This window comes from Streptomyces sp. NBC_00286, assembly GCF_036173125.1.
GTDB lineage: Bacteria > Actinomycetota > Actinomycetes > Streptomycetales > Streptomycetaceae > Streptomyces.
Genome location: NZ_CP108054.1, coordinates 6,023,570 through 6,045,193, shown reverse-complemented (window position 1 = coordinate 6,045,193; position 21,624 = coordinate 6,023,570). Strand labels below are relative to the sequence as shown.

Here is a 21,624-nt window from a genome sequence, read left to right as displayed (position 1 = left end):
CCCTGGCCCGCAATTTCAGTCCCGCAAAAGCACACAAGCGGGCACTCCGAAGCGCACGCCGAAGGGCGGCCACCCCGTACGAAACGGAGTGACCGCCCTTCAACTCAAGCTGCTCGCTTACTGGTTGTACGGACCGTAGTCGTAGTCCTCCAGCGGGACGGCCTGGCCGGAGCCCGTGCCGAACGGCGAGTAGTCGATGTCGTCGTAGCCGACGGCCGAGTACATCGCGGCCTTGGCCTCCTCGGTCGGCTCGACCCGGATGTTGCGGTAGCGGGACAGGCCCGTACCGGCCGGGATGAGCTTACCGATGATGACGTTCTCCTTGAGGCCGATGAGGCTGTCGGACTTGGCGTTGATCGCCGCGTCCGTCAGGACTCGGGTCGTCTCCTGGAAGGAGGCGGCCGACAGCCAGGATTCCGTCGCCAGCGAGGCCTTGGTGATACCCATCAGCTGCGGACGGCCGGAGGCCGGGTGGCCGCCTTCCTGGACCACACGACGGTTCTCGGTCTCGAACTTCGAGCGCTCCACAAGCTCACCGGGCAGCAGCTCGGCGTCGCCGGACTCGATGATCGTCACCCGGCGCAGCATCTGCCGGATGATGATCTCGATGTGCTTGTCGTGGATCGACACACCCTGCGAGTTGTAGACCTTCTGCACCTCGCCGACCAGGTGGACCTGAACGGCCCGCTGACCGAGGATGCGCAGCACGTCGTGCGGGTTGGTGGCACCGTAGGTGAGCTTCTGGCCCACCTCGACGTGGTCGCCCTCCCGCACCTGGAGCTTGGCGCGCTTCGAGATCGGGTACGCCGTCTCGTCGCTGCCGTCGTCCGGGGTCACGACGAGCTTCTTGGTCTTCTCGGTCTCCTCGATCCGTACGCGGCCGGAGGCCTCGGAGATCGGGGCGACACCCTTGGGCGTACGAGCCTCGAAGAGCTCGACGACACGGGGCAGACCCTGGGTGATGTCGTCACCGGCCACACCACCGGTGTGGAAGGTGCGCATCGTCAGCTGGGTGCCGGGCTCACCGATGGACTGGGCGGCGATGATGCCGACCGCCTCACCGATGTCGACCAGCTTGCCGGTGGCCAGCGAACGGCCGTAGCACATGGCGCAGGTGCCGACGGCGGACTCGCAGGTCAGGACCGAGCGGGTCTTGACCTCCGCGACACCGTGCCGGACCAGCTCGTCGATGAGCACGTCGCCCAGGTCGGTACCGGCCGGGGCCAGCACCTTGCCGTCGACGACGATGTCCTCGGCGAGGCAGCGCGCGTACACGGACGTCTCGACGTTGTCGTCCTTGAGCAGGTTGCCAGCGGCGTCCCGGGCCGCGATCTGCAGCCTGAGGCCACGGTCGGTGCCGCAGTCCTCCTCGCGGATGATGACGTCCTGCGAGACGTCGACCAGACGACGGGTGAGGTAACCCGAGTCGGCGGTACGCAGGGCGGTGTCAGCCAGACCCTTACGGGCACCGTGCGTGGAGATGAAGTACTCCAGCACGGACAGACCCTCACGGAACGACGCCTTAATGGGCCGCGGGATGGTCTCGTTCTTGGCGTTCGACACCAGACCACGCATACCGGCGATCTGGCGCATCTGCATCATGTTTCCTCGGGCACCCGAGTCAACCATCATGAAGATGGGGTTCGTCTTCGGGAAGTTCGCGTTCATCGCCTCGGCAACCTCGTTGGTCGCCTTGGTCCAGATCGCGATGAGCTCCTGCGTGCGCTCGTCCTTCGTGATCAGACCGCGCTCGTACTGCTTCTGGACCTTCTCGTCCTGCGCCTCGTACCCCTTGACGAGCTCCTTCTTCGCCTCGGGAACGACGATGTCGGAGATGGCCACGGTGACGCCGGAACGGGTCGCCCAGTAGAAGCCGGCCGCCTTCAGGTTGTCGAGCGTCGCCGCCACGATGACCTTGGGGTAGCGCTCGGCGAGGTCGTTGACGATCTCGGAGAGCTGCTTCTTGCCGACCTCGTAGTCGACGAAGGGGTAGTCCTCGGGAAGCAGCTCGTTGAAGAGCGCACGGCCCAGGGTCGTCTTCAGGCGGAAGGTGTCACCCTGCTGCCACTCCGGCTCGCCCTCCTCGCGCGCCGGCGGGGTCCAGCCGCGCGGCGGGATGGTGCCCACCGGGAAGCGGATGTCCACGCGCGACTGCAGCGAGAGCTCGCCGGCGTCGAACGCCATGATCGCCTCGGCCGCGGAGCCGAAGGACCGGCCCTCGCCCTTGACGTCCCGCAGCTCGCCGTCGGTGGTGAGGAAGAACAGACCGAGGACCATGTCCTGGGTCGGCATCGTCACCGGACGGCCGTCGGCGGGCTTGAGGATGTTGTTCGAGGACAGCATCAGGATGCGGGCCTCGGCCTGCGCCTCCGCGGACAGCGGCAGGTGCACGGCCATCTGGTCACCGTCGAAGTCCGCGTTGAACGCGGTGCAGACGAGCGGGTGGATCTGGATGGCCTTGCCCTCGACCAGCTGCGGCTCGAAGGCCTGGATGCCGAGACGGTGCAGCGTGGGCGCACGGTTCAGCAGAACCGGGTGCTCCGCGATGACCTCTTCGAGGACGTCGTACACGACCGTGCGGCCGCGCTCCACCATGCGCTTCGCGCTCTTGATGTTCTGCGCGTGGTTCAGGTCCACCAGGCGCTTCATCACGAACGGCTTGAAGAGCTCCAGCGCCATCGCCTTCGGCAGACCGCACTGGTGCAGCTTCAGCTGCGGACCGACAACGATCACGGAACGCGCCGAGTAGTCGACTCGCTTACCGAGCAGGTTCTGCCGGAAGCGACCCTGCTTGCCCTTCAGCATGTCGCTGAGGGACTTCAGGGGACGGTTACCGGGACCGGTCACCGGACGGCCACGACGACCGTTGTCGAAGAGGGCGTCAACGGCCTCCTGAAGCATGCGCTTCTCGTTGTTGACGATGATCTCGGGCGCGCCGAGGTCGAGGAGCCTCTTCAGACGGTTGTTGCGGTTGATCACACGGCGGTACAGGTCGTTCAGGTCGGAGGTCGCGAAGCGGCCACCGTCCAGCTGCACCATCGGACGAAGGTCCGGCGGGATGACCGGGACGCAGTCGAGGACCATGCCCTTGGGGCTGTTGGAGGTCTGCAGGAAGGCAGACACGACCTTCAGCCGCTTCAGTGCACGGGTCTTCTTCTGGCCCTTGCCGGTACGGATGATCTCGCGGAGGCGCTCGGCCTCCTCGTCGAGGTCGAAGGACTCCAGGCGCTTCTGCAGGGCAGCCGCACCCATCGAACCGTCGAAGTACGTGCCGAAGCGGTCACGCAGCTCGCGGTAGAGGAGCTCGTCGCCCTCCAGGTCCTGGACCTTGAGGTTCTTGAAGCGCGTCCACACCTCGTCGAGACGGTCGATCTCGCGCTGCGCACGGTCGCGCAGCTGCTTCATCTCCCGCTCGGCGCCTTCGCGCACCTTGCGGCGTACGTCGGCCTTGGCGCCCTCGGCCTCGAGCTCGGCCAGGTCGGTCTCGAGCTTCTTGGCGCGGGCCTCCAGGTCGGCGTCGCGACGGTTCTCGACCTGCTGACGCTCCACGGAGACATGCGCCTCCAGGGAGGGCAGATCACGCGTACGGCGTTCCTCGTCCACGTACGTGATCATGTACGCGGCGAAGTAGATGACCTTCTCGAGGTCCTTCGGGGCGAGGTCGAGCAAGTAGCCCAGCCGCGACGGAACGCCCTTGAAGTACCAGATGTGGGTGACGGGAGCGGCAAGTTCGATGTGGCCCATCCGCTCACGACGCACCTTGGCGCGAGTGACCTCGACGCCGCAGCGCTCGCAGATGATGCCCTTGAACCGGACACGCTTGTACTTGCCGCAGTAGCACTCCCAGTCCCGGGTCGGACCGAAGATCTTCTCGCAGAAGAGTCCGTCCTTTTCGGGCTTGAGCGTGCGGTAGTTGATCGTCTCGGGCTTCTTGACCTCGCCGTGGCTCCACTGACGGATGTCGTCAGCGGTGGCCAGACCGATCCGGAGCTCGTCGAAGAAGTTGACGTCGAGCACTATGCGTCAATCCCTCTCAGGGTTGTAAGTCATGGGGTCTGATACGGGGGTCCTGGGGCCGACGGCCTTCATGACGAAGGCCGCCGGACTCCCGTCAGACCTCTTCGACGCTGCTCGGCTCACGCCGGGACAGGTCGATGCCAAGCTCCTCCGCAGCGCGGAAGACGTCCTCGTCCGTGTCACGCATCTCAATGGACATACCGTCCGAGGACAGCACCTCCACGTTGAGGCAGAGCGACTGCATCTCCTTGATGAGCACCTTGAAGGACTCGGGGATGCCGGGCTCGGGGATGTTCTCGCCCTTGACGATGGCCTCGTAGACCTTCACGCGGCCGGTGACGTCGTCGGACTTGATGGTCAGCAGCTCCTGGAGGGCGTACGCGGCGCCGTAAGCCTCCAGCGCCCACACCTCCATCTCGCCGAACCGCTGGCCACCGAACTGGGCCTTACCGCCCAGCGGCTGCTGGGTGATCATGGAGTACGGACCGGTCGAGCGGGCGTGCAGCTTGTCGTCGACCAGGTGGTGCAGCTTGAGGATGTACATGTACCCGACCGAGATCGGGTCCGGGAACGGCTCACCGGAGCGGCCGTCGAACAGACGCGCCTTGCCGGACGGGAGGACCATACGGTCACCGTCGCGGTTCGGGATGGTGTGCTCCAGCAGACCGGCCAGCTCGTCCTCACGGGCACCGTCGAAGACCGGGGTCGCCACGTTCGTACGCGGGTCGACCTGGTCGGCGCCGATGACCTGCAGACGCTCCGCCCATTCGTCGGCGAGTCCGGAGACGTCCCAGCCCTGGCTGGCGAGCCAGCCGAGGTGGATCTCCAGGACCTGTCCCGGGTTCATTCGGGACGGCACACCCAGCGGGTTGAGGATGATGTCGACCGGGGTGCCGTCCTCCAGGAACGGCATGTCCTCGATCGGCAGGATCTTCGAGATGACGCCCTTGTTGCCGTGACGGCCGGCGAGCTTGTCACCGTCGGTGATCTTGCGCTTCTGCGCCACGTACACGCGCACCAGCTGGTTCACACCGGGGGGCAGCTCGTCGCCCTCCTCGCGGTCGAAGACCCGTACGCCGATGACCTTGCCGGTCTCGCCGTGCGGCACCTTCAGCGAGGTGTCACGGACCTCACGGGCCTTCTCACCGAAGATCGCGCGCAGCAGGCGCTCCTCCGGCGTCAGCTCGGTCTCACCCTTGGGGGTCACCTTGCCGACGAGGATGTCGCCCGCGATGACCTCGGCGCCGATGCGGATGATGCCGCGCTCGTCGAGGTCGGCGAGGACCTCCTCGGAGACGTTCGGGATGTCCCGGGTGATCTCCTCGGGGCCGAGCTTGGTGTCACGGGCGTCGACCTCGTGCTCCTCGATGTGGATCGAGGAGAGGACGTCGTCCTGCACGAGGCGCTGCGACAGGATGATCGCGTCCTCGTAGTTGTGGCCTTCCCACGGCATGAAGGCGACGAGCAGGTTCTTGCCCAGCGCCATCTCGCCTTCCTGGGTGGCCGGACCGTCGGCGAGCACCTGGCTCTCCACGACCCGGTCGCCCTCGTGGACGATGACCTTCTGGTTGACCGAGGTGCCCTGGTTGGAACGGGAGAACTTGGCAACCCGGTACGTGGTGTACGTGCCGTCGTCGTTGGCCACGGTGACGTAGTCCGCGGAGACCTCCTGGACCACACCCGCCTTCTCGGCCTTGATGACGTCACCGGCGTCGACGGCGCAGCGGTACTCCATGCCCGTACCGACGAGGGGAGCCTCGGCGGTGATCAGCGGCACGGCCTGACGCATCATGTTCGCGCCCATGAGGGCACGGTTGGCGTCGTCGTGCTCGAGGAACGGGATCATGGCGGTCGCGACCGACACCATCTGGCGCGGGGAGACGTCCATGTAGTCGACGTCGTCACCGGGGACGTAGTCGACCTCGCCACCACGGCGGCGAACCAGCACGCGGGACTCCTCGAACCGCATGTCGTCCGACAGCGGCGCGTTGGCCTGCGCGATGACGAAGCGGTCCTCCTCGTCGGCGGTCAGGTAGTCGACCTCGTCGGTGACGAAACCGTCGGTGACCCGGCGGTACGGCGTCTCGACGAAACCGAACGCGTTGACCCGGCCATACGAGGCGAGCGAGCCGATCAGGCCGATGTTCGGGCCTTCAGGGGTCTCGATCGGGCACATGCGGCCGTAGTGCGAGGGGTGCACGTCACGGACTTCGAAGCCGGCCCGCTCACGGGAGAGACCACCCGGGCCAAGAGCCGACAGACGGCGCTTGTGGGTGAGACCCGACAGCGGGTTGTTCTGGTCCATGAACTGCGACAGCTGGCTGGTGCCGAAGAACTCCTTGATGGAGGCGACGACCGGCCGGATGTTGATCAGCGTCTGCGGCGTGATCGCCTCGACGTCCTGAGTCGTCATGCGCTCACGCACGACGCGCTCCATACGCGCCAGACCCGTACGGACCTGGTTCTGGATGAGCTCGCCGACGTTCCGCAGACGACGGTTGCCGAAGTGGTCGATGTCGTCGGTCTCGACGACGATCTGCGTGCCGTTGTCACCGACGGTCTCGGTCTCACCGGCGTGCAGCTTCACCAGGTACTTGATCGTCGAGATGATGTCCTCGACGGTCAGGATCCCGGCGTCCAGCGGGGCGTCGCCGCCCAGCTTCTTGTTGACCTTGTAGCGGCCGACCTTGGCGAGGTCGTAACGCTTCGGGTTGAAGTAGAGGTTCTCGAGCAGCGTCTGCGCGGCCTCACGGGTCGGGGGCTCGCCCGGACGCAGCTTGCGGTAGATGTCGAGCAGTGCGTCGTCCTGGCCCTGGGTGTGGTCCTTCTCCAGGGTGGCGCGCATGGACTCGTACTCGCCGAACTCCTCAAGGATCTGCTCGGTCGTCCAACCGAGAGCCTTGAGCAGAACGGTCACAGACTGCTTGCGCTTGCGGTCGATGCGGACACCGACCATGTCGCGCTTGTCGATCTCCATCTCCAGCCAGGCACCCCGGGACGGGATGACCTTCGCGGAGAAGATGTCCTTGTCGGACGTCTTGTCGATGGAGGAGTCGAAGTAGACACCCGGCGAACGGACCAGCTGCGACACCACGACACGCTCGGTGCCGTTGATGACGAAGGTGCCCTTGTTCGTCATGAGCGGGAAGTCGCCCATGAAGACAGTCTGGGACTTGATCTCGCCGGTCTCGTTGTTGGTGAACTCAGCGGTGACGAAGAGCGGGGCGGCGTACGTGAAGTCGCGCTCCTTGCACTCGTCGATGGAGTTCTTCGGAGGCTCGAAACGGTGGTCGCGGAAGGTCAGCGACATCGACCCGGAGAAGTCCTCGATCGGAGAGATCTCCTCGAAGATCTCCTCCAGGCCGGACTTGGTGGGGACGTCCTGTCCGCTTTCCAGAGCCGCCTCGACACGAGCCTTCCACGCGTCGTTACCGAGCAGCCAGTCGAAGCTCTCGGTTTGCAGCGCAAGAAGGTTCGGAACCTCGAGGGGCTCCTTGATCTTTGCAAAGGAGATGCGCAGCGGGGCAGTGCTGGCGCCGTTGTTCGTATTCGCGGTCGAGGCAGTGCGCGAGGCGGCCAAGAGGGGGTCCTTCCGAGGGCTCGGACTCACTACGCGCGTACCGGTCCCAAGCCGGGCACAGAGACAGACGTTTCCTGATCAGCCAAAGAAGGCCAGGTCAGATCCGTTTCAATCCACAGTGCTCAAGCGAGGGCATGCCCCTGGTGACGGGCAGGAGGCAGCTAACAGGCAGCGCAAAGGGTCAGTGTAGCCACTAGGCCCACTGATGTCCAGTGCGGGTTTTTGAAGACCCTCGTTGTTCTCAACCCCTGCTGCAAGCCACGCCCTCAATGCACTTCGATGCTTCCCTCTTCGCCGTCGATCCATGCCTCGGATTCGGATCGTTGTGACGACGCGTCCTGAGAATTGCGCGCTGCGTGCGGTTCGTCAAGGCCCCCCATGCCCAAACCGGGTGCTGCCATCGTCACTTGCAGACCGGTCTGCTGCCCGTCACCGAGGCGGCCTGAGGCACAACGAAGATCACCATACTCGCCGCGACCTACAGCGCAAGGCAGCCGCCACGGCACCCCCTCGAACGCCGAAGAGCGACCACCCAACTGGGTGATCGCTCCTCAGTGCGTCCGCGTTACAGCTCTACGGGAGAGCTGTGTCACGGGAAGTCGCCGTGCGGCCGTGGCCGCACTCGGAGACTTACTTGACCTCGACGGAGGCGCCGGCGCCCTTGAGGGACTCGGCGGCCTTGTCGGCGGCGTCCTTGGCGACCTTCTCGAGGACGGGCTTCGGGGCGCCGTCCACGAGGTCCTTGGCCTCCTTCAGACCCAGGGAGGTCAGCTCACGCACGACCTTGATGACCTGGATCTTCTTGTCACCGGCGCCGGTGAGGATGACGTCGAACTCGTCCTGCTCGGGCTCGGCCTCGGCGGCCGGGGCGGCCGGGCCACCGGCGGCGACGACGGCGGCCGGGGCGGCGGCGGTGACGTCGAACTTCTCCTCGAACGCCTTCACGAACTCGGAGAGCTCGATGAGGGTCATCTCCTCGAACTGCGCGAGCAGGTCTTCCTGGCTGAGCTTCGCCATGATGGGCGATCCTTCCACTAATTCGGCTGGTGCCGGATGTACATGTCGGCGGGCGTACGTTGGGCCCGCTTCGGCCGCTGCCTCAGTGCTGCTGCCTTGAGGCCGCGGTCAATGTGCGAGCCGAATTACTCGGCACCGCCCTGCTCGGCCTGCTTGGCACGAAGCGCCTCCGCGGTGCGGACGAACTTCGAGGGAAGCGCCTGGAAGACCGCGGCAGCCTGGGACGGCTTGGCCTTCATGGCGCCTGCCAGCTTGGCGAGCAGAACCTCGCGGGACTCGAGGTCCGCAAGCTTCTTGATCTCGTCGGCGGACAGCGCCTTGCCCTCAAGGACACCGCCCTTGATGACGAGAGCGGGGTTGTTCTTGGCAAAGTCACGAAGACCCTTCGCCGCCTCGACCGGGTCACCGGTCACGAAGGCAACAGCGGTCGAGCCCTCGAGGTGCTCGTCCAGCTCGACCCCGGCCTGCTTGGCCGCGATCTGGGTCAGCGTGTTCTTCACCACTCGGTACTGAGCGTTCTCGCCGAGAGAACGGCGCAGCTCCTGGAGCTGCGCCACGGACAGTCCGACGTAAGAAGTCACGACAGCTGCGTTGGAGTTGCGCAGCTTCGTCGTGATCTCTTCGACGGCTGCGACTTTGTCCTCTGCGACCTTGTTGGACGTCGCCATGTGCCTCGGCCTCCTTCCGGGGTGATGATCCTCGACTGACCTCTCGATCAGCCGCACGTCGCCGGACCGCCTGAATCAGGCACGCGAGGAAGGGGCTCGTCTTCGACTTCAAAACGAAACGCCCCGGCGCAGGCGCACGGGGCGTGAACTCGACCGACATCCCTGACGGGATACGGGAGCTCTTCCACAGTCACCTGCGCGGGCCGTCCGCATTTCAGCGGATCCTTCGGCCACCATGTCCTCTTACGAGCACACGGCAACGACCAGCGGTCTTTGGCTTCCGTGGAAGAGTACGCGACCGGCCGAGTGTCAAGCAAATCCGCCGGGAGCGGCCGGCTCACGACCAGCCGGCCGCTCTGGGCAGACGCTCACTTGCGGAGCAGTCACGCCGGCGGCTGCTGACCCACCAGGTCCTTGAAGTCCGCGGTGTCGGCGGCCGGAGGCTCCTCGGCGGAGACCTCCACCCCGTAGTCGCTGTAGTACGCCGTGGAGGACATCTCCCCGGTCGCCAGCTTGCCCTTCTCGACCTTCTTCACCAGCAGATCGTCATCGTCGACCCAGATGTCGACCGTCTCGGTGGTGATCCCGGCCTGCTCCAACTGCCTCTTCAGGTCGGCCAGTTGTCCCTCAGTGAGACTCGAGTTCCGCACCGCGAGATCCGCTACGTCCACCGTCCCCGAGTAGTGCGTGGTCTTCACCCCGCGCACCGTCTCCTCGCCGACCTTCCGCACATCGCCGGAGGCCAGCAGCAGCTTCACCGACTGATTGGGCGTGGTGTTCTGCATCTGGTCCTTCAGATACGCCCCGGAGCCGCCCGCGAGGTCCGCGAGATCGTCGTACGCGTACTTGATCCAGTGCTTGCCGCCCGACTGCGCGGCGAACTGGTCGCCCATCTTCGCGTAGTAGGCGTCCGGCAGATAGCGGGCCTCCATCGATGTGGAGCCCATCTGACGCATCGTGTCGGCCATCGTCCCGCCGGTGTACGTGATCGTCAGATTGCCGGTGAGCCCGTCGGCCCAGCCGAGCGCGCCGTCCGCCTTCATGGACATCATCGAGCCCATGGTCGTCGTGGCCTCGACCTTGGCGGAGTCGGCCTTGTCGGTGGTCGTCTCCACGGAGCGCAGGGCCGCTATCGGGCTCACCCGGATCGGGGCCTTGCCTGCCGCCTTGCCGTCGTCCCCCGAGTCCTTGCCGGAGTCCGAGCCGCTGCAGGCCGCCACCCCCGTCAACGCGGCCACCACCGCGATCGACAGGCCCACGCGGCGCACACTCGTGCTCTTCATTCGTCCCCACCCCTATGTGATTTCTGTGCCAGCACGCTAGCGCAAGCCACTGACACCCGGATCCGTAAAACTACTCAGACCAAAGGGACGGGCCCCGCACCTCGAAAGGTTGCGGGGCCCGCCGACAAGAACGCGTACGCGACTGCCGGATGAGTCCTGGACTCAGACGGCGGCCGGGTCCTCCTCGACGAGGAGGTTGCGGGTGCGGTTCGGGTCGACCGGAATGCCGGGGCCCATCGTGGTGGTGATGGCGGCCTTCTTGATGTACCGGCCCTTCGCGGCGGACGGCTTCAGACGGAGGATCTCCTCCAGCGCGGCGCCGTAGTTCTCCACCAGCTTGGTGTCGTCGAAGGACGACTTGCCGATGATGAAGTGCAGGTTCGAGTGCTTGTCGACACGGAACTCGATCTTGCCGCCCTTGATCTCGGTCACGGCCTTGGCCACGTCCGGGGTGACAGTGCCGGTCTTCGGGTTCGGCATCAGACCACGCGGGCCGAGGACGCGGCCGAGGCGGCCGACCTTGCCCATGAGGTCCGGGGTGGCGACGACGGCATCGAAGTCCAGACGGCCCTTCGACACCTCGTCGATGAGCTCGTCGGAGCCGACGATGTCGGCGCCCGCGGCAGTCGCGGCCTCGGCACGGTCACCGGTCGCGAAGACCAGGACCCGGGCGGTCTTACCGGTGCCGTGCGGGAGGTTGACGGTGCCACGGACCATCTGGTCGGCCTTGCGCGGGTCGACGCCCAGGCGGAAGGCGACCTCGACGGTGCCGTCGAACTTGGTGGTGGAGGTCTCCTTGGCGAGACGCACGGCCTCGAGCGGGGCGTACAGCTTCTCCCGGTCGATCTTGGCGTCCGCAGCGCGGAGAGACTTGCTGCGCTTGCTCACTGCTGCTCCTGATGTGTTCTGAAGGAGTCGTGGTACGGACCGAGCAGGCCCTTCCACGTGCGGCCTTGCGAGCCGCATGTTCTACGAAGGTGGGGTTCAGCCCTCGACCGTGATGCCCATGGAACGCGCGGTACCGGCGATGATCTTCGCCGCGGCGTCCAGGTCGTTCGCGTTCAGGTCGGGCATCTTGGTGGTGGCGATCTCGCGGACCTGCGCCTCGGTGATCTTGGCGACCTTGGTCTTGTGCGGCTCGCCGGAGCCCTTCTGCACGCCCGCGGCCTTGAGGATCATCTTGGCGGCCGGCGGCGTCTTGGTGATGAAGGTGAAGGAACGGTCCTCGTAGACCGTGATCTCCACCGGAATCACCGAGCCACGCTGCGACTCGGTCGCGGCGTTGTAGGCCTTGCAGAACTCCATGATGTTGACGCCGTGCTGGCCCAGCGCCGGGCCGACCGGCGGAGCCGGGTTGGCGGCACCGGCCTGGATCTGGAGCTTGATCAGCCCCGTGACCTTCTTCTTCTTGGGAGGCATTCCGGGTCCTCTGCCTTTTCTTGTGTCTTGCCTTGTCGTGTTGCCGCGAAGGCAACCGCACCACGATAACGGCCAACGTGGCACAGCCTGAAACCGAGCAGGTCAGGCGACCGTGCGAGCGATCGCCTGACCTGGACGGAAGCGGATGTTCCAGAAGGCTCCGAGGAGCCGGTCCCTCTGGATTCCGGGAAGCTAGTTCTTCTGAATCTGGTCGAAGGACAGCTCGACCGGAGTCTCGCGACCGAAGATCTCGACGAGGCCCTTGACCTTCTTCGAGTCGGCGTTGATCTCGTTGATGGTCGCCTGGAGCGTCGCGAACGGGCCGTCGGTAACGGTGACCGAGTCGCCGACCTCGAAGTCCAGGACCTGGACCTCGACCTTGCGGGCCGGAGTCGGCTTGCCCTCGGCCTCGGCGGCCTCGCGGGCGGCCTTCTCCTCGGCCTCCGGAGCGAGCATCTTGACGATCTCGTCCAGGGTCAGCGGGTACGGGTCGTAGGCGTTGCCCACGAAGCCGGTGACGCCGGGCGTGTTGCGGACGACGCCCCAGGACTCGTTCGTCAGGTCCATGCGGACAAGGACGTAACCGGGCAGCTTGTTCTGCCGGACGTTCTTGCGCTCGCCGTTCTTGATCTGGACGATCTCTTCCTCGGGGACCTCGGCCTGGTAGATGAAGTCCTCGACGTTCAGCGAGACGGCGCGCTGCTCCAGGTTGGCCTTCACGCGCTTCTCGTAACCGGCGTAGGTGTGGATGACGTACCACTCGCCGGGCAGCCCGCGAAGCTCCTCGCGAAGGGCGGTGACCGGGTCGACCGGCTCGGCCTCTTCCTCCGCGGCCTCGGCTCCCTCGGGGGCTTCTTCCGCGGCTTCCTCGGCGACGGCCGCGTCTTCGCCCGACGCGTCCTCGGCGGCCTCGGTCAGAGCAGCCTCTTCGGTGGCCTCAGTGGTGTCGGCGTCCTCGACGTTCTTCTCAGCGTCCGCAGCCTCGACGATGTCGAGCTCGTCCTCAACGGACTCCGCCGACTCGATGGCGTCGTTCAGGTTCGGGTCAGACACGGTGGCTGCTTCTTCCTGGATACATAGGGGTGGAACACGCGAAAGCGGGCGCCGAGTACGGCGCCCTTCGCGCTTGGCTCAGCCGAAGACGTACTTGGCCGCCTTGTCGAGTCCAAAGTCAATCACAGTCACCAGACCGATCATGATGACAACGAAGATGATCACCACGGTGGTGTAGGTCGTCAGCTGGTTGCGAGTCGGCCAGACAACCTTGCGGAGTTCCGCGACGATCTGGCGGTAGAAGAGGGCGAGACGCTTCAGCGAGCCCTTCTTGGCACGCTTGCCGCCCTTACGGCCCTTCTTCTTGGACTCCGGCACCTCATCCTGGGCATCAGGCATGTCGATGGAGCCCACGGCGTCCGTCACTCGTCCTCACCTGATTCCGGGTCGTGGCCGTGCCGCGCCCGGTCGAGCCGCACGGCGGGTGCATTGCAGTACGTACATGCGCACACATCCTGACGAAGGAGTGTGTAGCAGGGCCGGAGGGACTTGAACCCCCAACCGCTGGTTTTGGAGACCAGTGCTCTACCAATTGAGCTACGACCCTTTGTTTCCCTTCAACGTACCGCATCCGTCCGAGTGCTCGGTGTGCACTCGGTGCGTGCGGCCGGTGAAGGCCAACGAGGTGAGAGTGTACGTGGTCGGCGGCCGGTCGTCGAACAGATAGCGCCCGTAAGGGCTTTGGCGGGCCCCGCTCAGTCTGTGAAACCCGTATGCCGCGGACGTTTCGGGTCTGGAACGATGGGCCCCATGAGCGCTGCAACCCCTCCCACCGACCGCCGGGTCTCCGCCCGAGTCGGTGCGATCTCCGAGTCCGCCACCCTCGCTGTGGACGCCAAGGCCAAGGCCCTGAAGGCCGCCGGACGTCCGGTGATCGGCTTCGGCGCCGGTGAGCCCGACTTCCCGACGCCGGACTACATCGTCGAGGCCGCCATCGAGGCGTGCAAGAACCCGAAGTACCACCGCTACACGCCGGCCGGCGGCCTTCCCGAGCTGAAGGCCGCGATCGCCGCCAAGACGCTGCGCGATTCCGGGTACGAGCCCGAGGTCTCGCAGATCCTGGTGACCAACGGCGGCAAGCAGGCCATCTACGAGGCGTTCGCCGCGATCCTCGACCCGGGCGACGAGGTGATCGTCCCGGCTCCGTACTGGACGACGTACCCGGAGTCGATCCGCCTCGCCGGCGGTGTCCCGGTCGAGGTCGTCGCCGACGAGACCACCGGCTACCGCGTCTCGGTCGAGCAGCTGGAGGCGGCCCGTACGGAGAAGACGAAGGTCGTCCTCTTCGTGTCCCCGTCCAACCCGACCGGCGCCGTCTACAACCGGGCCGACACCGAGGCCATCGGCCGCTGGGCCGTCGAGCACGGCCTGTGGGTGATGACGGACGAGATCTACGAACACCTCGTCTACGGAGACGCCGCCTCCGTCTCGCTGCCGGCCCTCCTGCCCGAGCTGCGCGACAAGTGCGTCGTGGTCAACGGCGTGGCGAAGACGTACGCGATGACGGGCTGGCGTGTCGGCTGGATCATCGGCCCGAAGGATGTGGTGAAGGCCGCGACGAACCTCCAGTCGCACGCCACCTCCAATGTGTCGAACGTGGCGCAGATCGCCGCGCTCGCCGCCGTCTCCGGCGACTTGGACGCCGTCGCCAAGATGCGCGAGGCCTTCGACCGGCGCCGCAAGACGATCGTGCGGATGCTGAACGAGATCGACGGCGTCGTCTGCCCCGAGCCCGAGGGCGCCTTCTACGCGTACCCCTCCGTGAAGACCCTCGTCGGCAAGGAGATCCGCGGCAAGCGCCCGAAGGACTCGGTCGAGCTGGCCGCCCTGATCCTGGAGGAGGCCGAGGTCGCGGTCGTCCCGGGCGAGGCCTTCGGCACTCCGGGATACCTGCGGCTTTCGTACGCCCTCGGGGACGAGGACCTCGTCGAGGGTGTCTCCCGGATCCAGAAGCTGCTGGCGGAGGCACGGGCCTGAGTTTTCGTACGTCCTAGGGGCGTCGTTTTTATTTTCGTGCTCCACGCGCGTGTGCGGGTCGCTTCCCTTCGGGGAGGCGGCCCGCTTCTCAGTGCGAGCAAGACCACGTTCGGGGAAAGAGCTACCGACTCGGCAGCGACGTACGGCAGGATCTTGGGATGCAAGACGTACGTGATGTCTCTGAGTTGCCGAAAGCCCATCTGCACCTGCATTTCACCGGGTCGATGCGGATCACCACCCTGCTGGAACTGGCCGACAAGCACGGGATCCATCTTCCCGACGCGCTGACCAGCGGGGAGCCGCCGAAGCTGCGGGCCACGGACGAGCGGGGCTGGTTCCGTTTCCAGCGGCTGTACGACGCGGCGCGGTCGTGCCTCAGAGAGCCCGAGGACATTCAGCGGCTGGTGCGCGAGGCTGCCGAGGAGGACCTCAGGGACGGCTCCGGCTGGCTGGAGATCCAGGTCGATCCGACGTCGTACGCGCCTCGCCTGGGCGGTCTGATTCCGGCCCTGGAGGTCATCCTGGACGCGGTCGACTCGGCCATGCGCGAGACAGGGCTCGGGATACGGGTCCTGGTGGCCGCGAACCGTATGAAGCACCCGCTGGACGCCCGCACGCTGGCCCGGCTGGCCGTGCGGTACGCGGACCGCGGCATCGTCGGCTTCGGGCTCTCCAACGACGAACGCCGGGGCATGGCACGGGACTTCGACCGGGCTTTCGCCATCGCGCGTGACGGCGGGTTGCTCGCCGCTCCGCACGGCGGCGAGCTGACGGGGCCCTCGTCGGTGCGCGACTGCCTGGACGACCTGGACGCATCGCGGATCGGGCACGGGGTGCGGGCCGCCGAAGACCCGCGGCTGCTGAAACGGCTCGCGGACCGTGGGGTGACATGTGAGGTGTGCCCGGCGTCGAACGTCGCCCTAGGGGTGTACGAAAAGCCGGAGGACGTCCCCTTGCGCACACTCTTCGAGGCAGGGGTCCCTATGGCGCTCGGCGCGGACGATCCCCTGCTGTTCGGCTCGCGCCTGGCCGCCCAGTACGAGATCGCGCGCCGTCATCACGGATTCACCGATGCGGAACTGGCGGAGCTGGCGCGGCAGTCGGTACGGGGATCGGCTGCGCCTCCGGACGTCAAGAAGAAGTTGCTGTCGGGGATCGACGACTGGCTTGCCTGATCCTCGGTAGGCGCTCCGCCCTGGCGGCAGTGGGTCGATCAGAGGTTGACGCCCACCATCACCGGTTCGTTGACCAGTGTGATCCCGAAGGCTGCGTGGACTCCGGCGACGACCTCGCGGGCCAGGGCGAGCAGGTCCTCGGTGGTGGCCTCGCCGCGGTTGGTGAGGGCGAGGGTGTGCTTGGTGGAGATGCGTGCGGGGCCGGTTCCGTAGCCCTTGGTGAAGCCGGACTTGTCGATCAGCCAGGCCGCGGAGGTCTTGGTGTGGCCGTTGCCCGCCGGGTACGCGGGCGGGGTGACGTCCGTGCCCAGACGCGCCTGCACGCGCGCGTGGAACGCCGCGAACTCCTCGTCCGTGAGGATCGGGTTGGTGAAGAAGGACCCTGCCGACCAGGTGTCGTGGTCCTCGGGGTCCAGGACCATGCCCTTGCCGGAGCGCAGCTTCAGGACGGTCTCGCGAGCGTCCGCGAGGGGTACCCGCTCGCCGGCCTCGACGCCCAGGGCGCGGGCGGTCTCGGCGTACTTGATCGGCGCGGAGAGCCCGTCCGCGTCCTCCAGTTGGAAGCGGACGCGCAGGACGACGAAGCGCTCGGGGTCGGCCTTGAAGCGACTGTGGCGGTACGAGAAGGCGCACTCGGCGTTCGGAATGGTGACCGTTTCGCCGGTCTTCCGGTCGTATGCGATCACTTCGGTGATCGTCGACGACACTTCCTGGCCGTACGCGCCAACGTTCTGGATGGGTGTCGCGCCCGCGGAGCCGGGGATTCCGGCGAGGCACTCGATGCCTGCGAGGCCCGCCTCGACAGTGCGGGCGACCGCGTCGGTCCACACCTCACCGGCGGCCAACTCCAGCTTCGTACCGTCGAGTTCGAAGCCGCTGGTGGCGATGCGCAGGGCGGTTCCCGCGAAGCCCTTGTCGCCGATGACCAGGTTGGAGCCGCCGCCGATGAGCAGCAGCGGCGTACCGGTGTCGTCGGCCTCGCGGACGGCGGCGACCACCTCGGCGTCGGTTGACGCGGTGATCAGCCGCGCGGCGGGACCGCCGAGCCGGAAGGTGGTCAGTGGGGCCAGTGGGGCGTCGTGGAGTTCCTGCACGTGCACAAGGGTACGAGAACGGCCGCGCCGGTCAGGGCGGGGCCGTATTCCGTGGGACTCGAGTTACAGGCGACGCCGGAGCGCGTCCGACCAGTCCAGTGGGAGGTCGTCCGTGGTCACTGTCCAGGTGACGAATTTCGCGTCCCGCATCTGAGGGCTGAGCCCTCGGGCGGTCGGCTCATGGGCGCTGGAGCGGGCGAAGGCCTTGAGCGCTGCGGGCGACTCCCAGGCGGACAGCGTCCAGAAGGTCCGCCCCAACGGCGCCGCCTTCAGGGAGGCCCCGTACACACCCGGCGCCTTGCGCACCTGCTGCCAGACACCCGGCGTCCTGAGGAGGAACTTGAGCGCTCCCCAGAGGGTGCGGGTTTCGAAGCGGGAGGCGAAGACGTGCGCTTCCGTGCGCTCCGGTGGGATATTCGGCACGGTCCAGGGGAGGGTGGGCATGATCAAACTCCTTCCAAGGTTTGATTTCCGAACTCACGTGGGTTTGCCATCTGAACCTGTTGCGAACCGAAGGTTGGGTTTCCGAACTCAGCTCTCAGCGCGAGATCGTCTCCAGGACCGGTGCGGGCGCCGCCTCATCGCCCGGAGTACGTACCTCGACTGCGCATGGGCGAGCCGGGGTGAGCAGTGCAGCGACGCCCGCCATGGCTACGGCGAAGGCGCCGACCCACAGCGCGGGCCTGAGTCCGTCCACGAAGGTCTGGCCGGTCTCGTAGCCACCCTGTGCGGAGAAGATCGAAGCCATCACGGCGATACCGAGCGCGCCGCCGACTTCGCGCAGCGCGTTGTTGGTACCGGAAGCGATCCCCTGCTCCGGCCCCCGGACACTGGACATGACCAGGTTCGAAGCCGGGGCGAAGAAGAGGGACATGCCGACGCCGCTGATGATCAGCGCGGGCAGTTGCCCGGCGAACGAGGTGTCGGTCTCGGCGATCGAGGCGAACCAGCCCAGCCCGGCAGCGTGCAGGAACAGGCCTGCGGCGACGACCGGCCGTCCGCCGATGCGGTCGGACAGATAGCCGGCGACCGGCGCGATGAGCATCGGCATACCGGTCCAGGGCAGCATCCGCAGTCCCGCCTCGGTGGGCGAGTAGCCGAGAACGCCCTGCAGGTACTGGCTGAGCAGGAAGATCGAATTAAATTAGTGGCCACTCACTACCTAGGTCAAGGGGTGTCGTGGAAAGCCGTGCAGAGTGCATGAGTAAGGGGCGCGCCTCCATGGAGCGTGCCCCTTACTCATGCACTCCTGCATGCCATCAGGCGAGTCGTACGACCGCCCGTGACATCCCCAGGACCTTCTGTCCCGCGCTCATCGCCGTGAGGTCGACGCGCACGGTGTTGTCGTCGAGCTTGGCCCCGACCTTGGCGCTGACCTCGATCGTGGCCCCCTTGTCGTCGTTCGGGACGACCACGGGCTTGGTGAAGCGCACGCCGTACTCGACGACCGCGCCCGGATCGCCCACCCAGTCGGTGACGACCCGGATCGCCTCGGCCATCGTGAACATGCCGTGCGCGATGACATCGGGCAGGCCGACCTCCACCGCGAACTTCTCGTTCCAGTGGATCGGGTTGAAGTCCCCGGAGGCGCCCGCGTACTGCACGAGCGTTGCCCGGGTCACCGGGAAGGTCTGAGCCGGCAGTTCGGTGCCGACCTCGATGTCGTCGTACGTGATATTCGCCGCCATACGCCTCAGCCCTCCTCTGCCGCGCGGGCCACAAGCTTCGTCCAGGCGGTCACCACATGCTCGCCCGCCTCGTCGTGGACCTCACCCCGAATGTCCAGGATGTCGTTGCCCGCCATGGACTTGATCGCCTCGATGGTCGAGACGACCGTCAGCCGGTCCCCGGCGCGCACCGGTCGCTTGTAGGCGAACTTCTGATCGCCGTGCACCACCCGGCTGTAGTCGAGGCCCAGTTGGGGGTCCTGGACGACCTGTCCCGCGGCCTTGAAGGTGATCGCGAACACGAAGGTGGGCGGGGCGATCACATCGGCGTACCCGAGCGCCTTGGCGGCTTCCGGATCCGTGTAGGCGGGGTTGGGATCCCCCACTGCCTCCGCGAACTCGCGGATCTTCTCCCGGCCGACCTCATAGGGGTCGGTGGGCGGGTAGGACCGCCCCACGAAGGACTGGTCGAGCGCCATGGCTCGGTACCTCCTGATGTTCGCTGTGATTGCCCGGAACAAGCATGCGTGACTTTCGGCCCGGCGAGCCGACAACGACGCGAGGCCGCCCCCGTTAGCTGGGGACGGCCTCGTGTACGAGCCTGTTTTATCGCGTCTCGCGATGCGCGGTGTGCGCATTGCAACGCGGGCAGTGCTTCTTCATCTCAAGACGGTCCGGGTTGTTACGCCGGTTCTTCTTGGTGATGTAGTTCCGCTCCTTGCACTCCACGCAGGCCAGCGTGATCTTCGGGCGGACGTCGGTGGCAGCCACGTGAGTGCTCCTTGACGAACGGATGGGACGGTACAACGCACAGAAGAGTAGCCGATCGGAGGACCGACCCCACAATCGGCTACTGTCAGTAGCGGTGACCGGACTTGAACCGGTGACACAGCGATTATGAGCCGCTTGCTCTACCGACTGAGCTACACCGCTGCGATGCGATCGGACCACCTCACGACGGAAACCTCACACACCAGAGCCCCAATACGGAATCGAACCGTAGACCTTCTCCTTACCATGGAGACGCTCTGCCGACTGAGCTATTGGGGCGAGCGATGAAGACATTACACGCTCGGCAGCCGTTCGCCCAAATCCGTTTCGCCGTACCTGTCCGCCCCCGTCCCCAGCGTTCTGCGCAGCTCCCAGGAGCTTCACAAGCGCTCCAACAGCCCCCTATGCACGGCGGACCACACCGGTACGACTATTCCGCTCCTCCTCGAAGCGCCCTGCTCGTCACCCTAGGCTCGACTCACGCTGCGTGATCACAGGTTCCCTCTGCGCAGCCGCCCCGAGAGCCAGGAGCACGATGCCCGACAGCCTGCCGCAGCAGCCCCCTCCGTCGTCGGGTTCCTCGTCGGGCCGGACCGATGGCTCCGCCCTGCTGCTGTGCGGTGCGCGGCTGACCGACGGCCGCACCGTGGACGTGCGGCTGGGCGGCGGGCGCATCGAGGCGGTCGGTACGGCCGGCAGCCTCAGCATGCACACCGCGCGCGTGGATCTCGCCGGCTACCTGCTGTTGCCGGCCCCCGTGGAGCCGCACACCCACGGCGACACGGCCTTGTCGGCCGACGGCGACGGTCCGGTCTCGTACGACGATCAGGAGGTCCAGCGCCGCATGACCGAGGCCGCGCTGTTGTACCTCGGGCACGGGGCCACGGCGTTGCGTTCCCACGTGCGCATCGGCGACGTCCAGGGGCTCGGCGCGCTGGCGGCGGTGCTCCAGGCGCGGCGCACATTGCGGGGGCTCGCCGAGCTGACGACGGTGGCGATGCCGCGGGTGCTGACCGGGCTCGCCGGGGCCGAGGAGCTGGCGATGCTGCGGGACGCGGTGAAAATGGGTGCCTCCGTAGTGGGCGGTTGTCCGGATCTCGACCCCGATCCGACGGGGTATGTGGAGGCGGTCCTGGAGGTCGCTTCCGAGCACGGCTGCCCGGTCGATCTGCACACGGACGGTGACGATCCGGCTCGGCTCGCCCGGTTCGCGGCGATGGCGGGCGGGCTACGGCCCGGGGTGACGCTTGGCCCCTGCGGCGGGCTCGGGCGGCTGCCCCAGGAGGTGGCGGCGCGGGCCGCGGAACAGCTCGCCGCAGCCGGAGTGACCGTCGTCTGCCTGCCCCAGGGCGGCTGCTCGGGCGTCGACCGGCGCGGGACGGCTCCGGTACGAGTGCTGCGGGCGGCCGGGGTACGGGTCGTTGCGGGCAGCGGCGCCCTGAGGGACGTATCGAACCCTGTGGGGCGCGGAGATCCGCTGGACGTGGCGTATCTGCTGGCCTCGCGCTACGGGCTCCGGCCCGAGGACGCGTACGACGCGGTGAGTTCGTCGGCGCGGGCGGCGCTCGGGCTGCCCGAGGTGCGGGTGGAGGCCGGATTCCCGGCCGAGCTGCTCGCCGTGCGCGGGGACCGGCTGGCGGGGGCGCTGTCGCTCGCGTACAGCCGGATCGTGGTGCATCAGGGGCGGGTGGTGGCACGCACGAACGCGGTGCGGGAGTTCTGCGGCTCGGCCGCGGCTGTGGCGTTGGATCTGCCTCGGCAGGGGCGAGGTGGGGGGCCCTCTTGAGGGTTCGCGCGCGTGGAGCGTTTTTGGGGTGCACGCGCGCGTGCAGGGGTGATTAGGGTTCACGCGCGCGTGGACATCTTTGAGGTCCACGCGCGCGTGGAGGGTGATTGCGGCCCA

General features: G+C 66.8%; 17 protein-coding genes, 3 tRNA genes and 1 pseudogene. 3 read left to right on the top strand and 18 right to left on the bottom strand.

The window, feature by feature from the left end; translation table 11 throughout:
* Window positions 1-117: 117 nt before the first annotated feature.
* The 10 genes from OHT21_RS27920 to OHT21_RS27875 all read right to left on the bottom strand — a co-directional run bounded on the left by OHT21_RS27920 (window position 118) and on the right by OHT21_RS27875 (window position 13,584).
* Window positions 118-4,017, bottom strand: coding sequence for a DNA-directed RNA polymerase subunit beta' (locus OHT21_RS27920; protein WP_328771070.1), 3,900 nt, complete (start codon window positions 4,015-4,017; stop codon window positions 118-120).
* Between the two features lie 94 nt (window positions 4,018-4,111).
* Complete coding sequence (gene rpoB, locus OHT21_RS27915; RefSeq protein WP_328771069.1) at window positions 4,112-7,597, bottom strand: DNA-directed RNA polymerase subunit beta; 3,486 nt, start codon at window positions 7,595-7,597, stop codon at window positions 4,112-4,114.
* A 630-nt stretch (window positions 7,598-8,227) separates the two neighbouring features.
* A complete protein-coding gene (gene rplL, locus OHT21_RS27910) occupies window positions 8,228-8,614 on the bottom strand; it encodes a 50S ribosomal protein L7/L12 (protein ID WP_328771068.1) in 387 nt (128 codons plus the stop codon).
* Between the two features lie 125 nt (window positions 8,615-8,739).
* A complete protein-coding gene (rplJ, locus tag OHT21_RS27905; protein ID WP_328771067.1) occupies window positions 8,740-9,282 on the bottom strand; it encodes a 50S ribosomal protein L10 in 543 nt (180 codons plus the stop codon).
* A 383-nt stretch (window positions 9,283-9,665) separates the two neighbouring features.
* Complete coding sequence (locus OHT21_RS27900) at window positions 9,666-10,565, bottom strand: hypothetical protein (protein WP_328771066.1); 900 nt, start codon at window positions 10,563-10,565, stop codon at window positions 9,666-9,668.
* Between the two features lie 162 nt (window positions 10,566-10,727).
* Window positions 10,728-11,453 carry a 50S ribosomal protein L1 gene (gene rplA / locus OHT21_RS27895; RefSeq protein WP_328771065.1) on the bottom strand — a complete coding sequence of 242 codons (726 nt, stop codon included), beginning with the start codon at window positions 11,451-11,453 and terminating at the stop codon, window positions 10,728-10,730.
* A gap of 96 nt (window positions 11,454-11,549) precedes the next feature.
* A complete protein-coding gene (gene rplK, locus OHT21_RS27890; protein ID WP_165337694.1) occupies window positions 11,550-11,984 on the bottom strand; it encodes a 50S ribosomal protein L11 in 435 nt (144 codons plus the stop codon).
* Between the two features lie 192 nt (window positions 11,985-12,176).
* Window positions 12,177-13,037: a transcription termination/antitermination protein NusG gene (gene nusG / locus OHT21_RS27885; protein WP_328771064.1), complete on the bottom strand. Its 861-nt coding sequence runs from the start codon at window positions 13,035-13,037 to the stop codon at window positions 12,177-12,179.
* A gap of 78 nt (window positions 13,038-13,115) precedes the next feature.
* Complete coding sequence (gene secE / locus OHT21_RS27880; protein WP_328771063.1) at window positions 13,116-13,403, bottom strand: preprotein translocase subunit SecE; 288 nt, start codon at window positions 13,401-13,403, stop codon at window positions 13,116-13,118.
* Between the two features lie 108 nt (window positions 13,404-13,511).
* Window positions 13,512-13,584: transfer RNA gene (locus OHT21_RS27875), tRNA-Trp, on the bottom strand.
* A 203-nt stretch (window positions 13,585-13,787) separates the two neighbouring features.
* Between OHT21_RS27875 and OHT21_RS27870 the strand changes: the two genes are divergently transcribed.
* Both OHT21_RS27870 and OHT21_RS27865 read left to right on the top strand, forming a co-directional pair.
* Window positions 13,788-15,014, top strand: a complete 1,227-nt coding sequence (locus OHT21_RS27870) for a pyridoxal phosphate-dependent aminotransferase (RefSeq protein WP_328771062.1) — start codon at window positions 13,788-13,790, stop codon at window positions 15,012-15,014.
* Between the two features lie 158 nt (window positions 15,015-15,172).
* Window positions 15,173-16,189 (top strand): adenosine deaminase, encoded by a 1,017-nt coding sequence (locus OHT21_RS27865; protein ID WP_328771061.1) that lies wholly within the window; start codon window positions 15,173-15,175, stop codon window positions 16,187-16,189.
* Window positions 16,190-16,227: 38 nt separating this feature from the next.
* On the opposite strand, the gene OHT21_RS27860 is transcribed toward OHT21_RS27865, so the two are convergent.
* The 8 genes and pseudogenes from OHT21_RS27860 to OHT21_RS27825 all read right to left on the bottom strand — a co-directional run bounded on the left by OHT21_RS27860 (window position 16,228) and on the right by OHT21_RS27825 (window position 20,000).
* Complete coding sequence (locus OHT21_RS27860) at window positions 16,228-17,289, bottom strand: UDP-N-acetylmuramate dehydrogenase (protein ID WP_328771060.1); 1,062 nt, start codon at window positions 17,287-17,289, stop codon at window positions 16,228-16,230.
* Window positions 17,290-17,346: 57 nt separating this feature from the next.
* The gene (locus tag OHT21_RS27855) at window positions 17,347-17,727 is read right to left on the bottom strand and encodes a DUF3291 domain-containing protein (RefSeq protein ID WP_328771059.1); all 381 of its coding nucleotides are present in this window, start codon (window positions 17,725-17,727) and stop codon (window positions 17,347-17,349) included.
* 94 nt (window positions 17,728-17,821) lie between these two features.
* Window positions 17,822-18,427 (bottom strand): annotated as a pseudogene (locus OHT21_RS27850) (MFS transporter); the annotation flags it as partial.
* 115 nt (window positions 18,428-18,542) lie between these two features.
* Window positions 18,543-18,971 carry a MaoC family dehydratase gene (locus OHT21_RS27845; RefSeq protein ID WP_328771058.1) on the bottom strand — a complete coding sequence of 143 codons (429 nt, stop codon included), beginning with the start codon at window positions 18,969-18,971 and terminating at the stop codon, window positions 18,543-18,545.
* Window positions 18,972-18,976: 5 nt separating this feature from the next.
* Window positions 18,977-19,429 (bottom strand): MaoC family dehydratase N-terminal domain-containing protein, encoded by a 453-nt coding sequence (locus OHT21_RS27840; protein WP_033319605.1) that lies wholly within the window; start codon window positions 19,427-19,429, stop codon window positions 18,977-18,979.
* 127 nt (window positions 19,430-19,556) lie between these two features.
* Window positions 19,557-19,721, bottom strand: a complete 165-nt coding sequence (gene rpmG, locus OHT21_RS27835; protein WP_003948671.1) for a 50S ribosomal protein L33 — start codon at window positions 19,719-19,721, stop codon at window positions 19,557-19,559.
* An 89-nt stretch (window positions 19,722-19,810) separates the two neighbouring features.
* Window positions 19,811-19,883: transfer RNA gene (locus OHT21_RS27830), tRNA-Met, on the bottom strand.
* Between the two features lie 44 nt (window positions 19,884-19,927).
* Window positions 19,928-20,000, bottom strand: a tRNA-Thr gene (locus OHT21_RS27825).
* A gap of 256 nt (window positions 20,001-20,256) precedes the next feature.
* On the opposite strand from OHT21_RS27825, the gene OHT21_RS27820 reads away from it, so the two are divergent.
* On the top strand, window positions 20,257-21,507 hold the full coding sequence (locus OHT21_RS27820) for an amidohydrolase family protein (protein WP_328771057.1): 1,251 nt from the start codon (window positions 20,257-20,259) through the stop codon (window positions 21,505-21,507).
* Window positions 21,508-21,624: the final 117 nt, after the last annotated feature.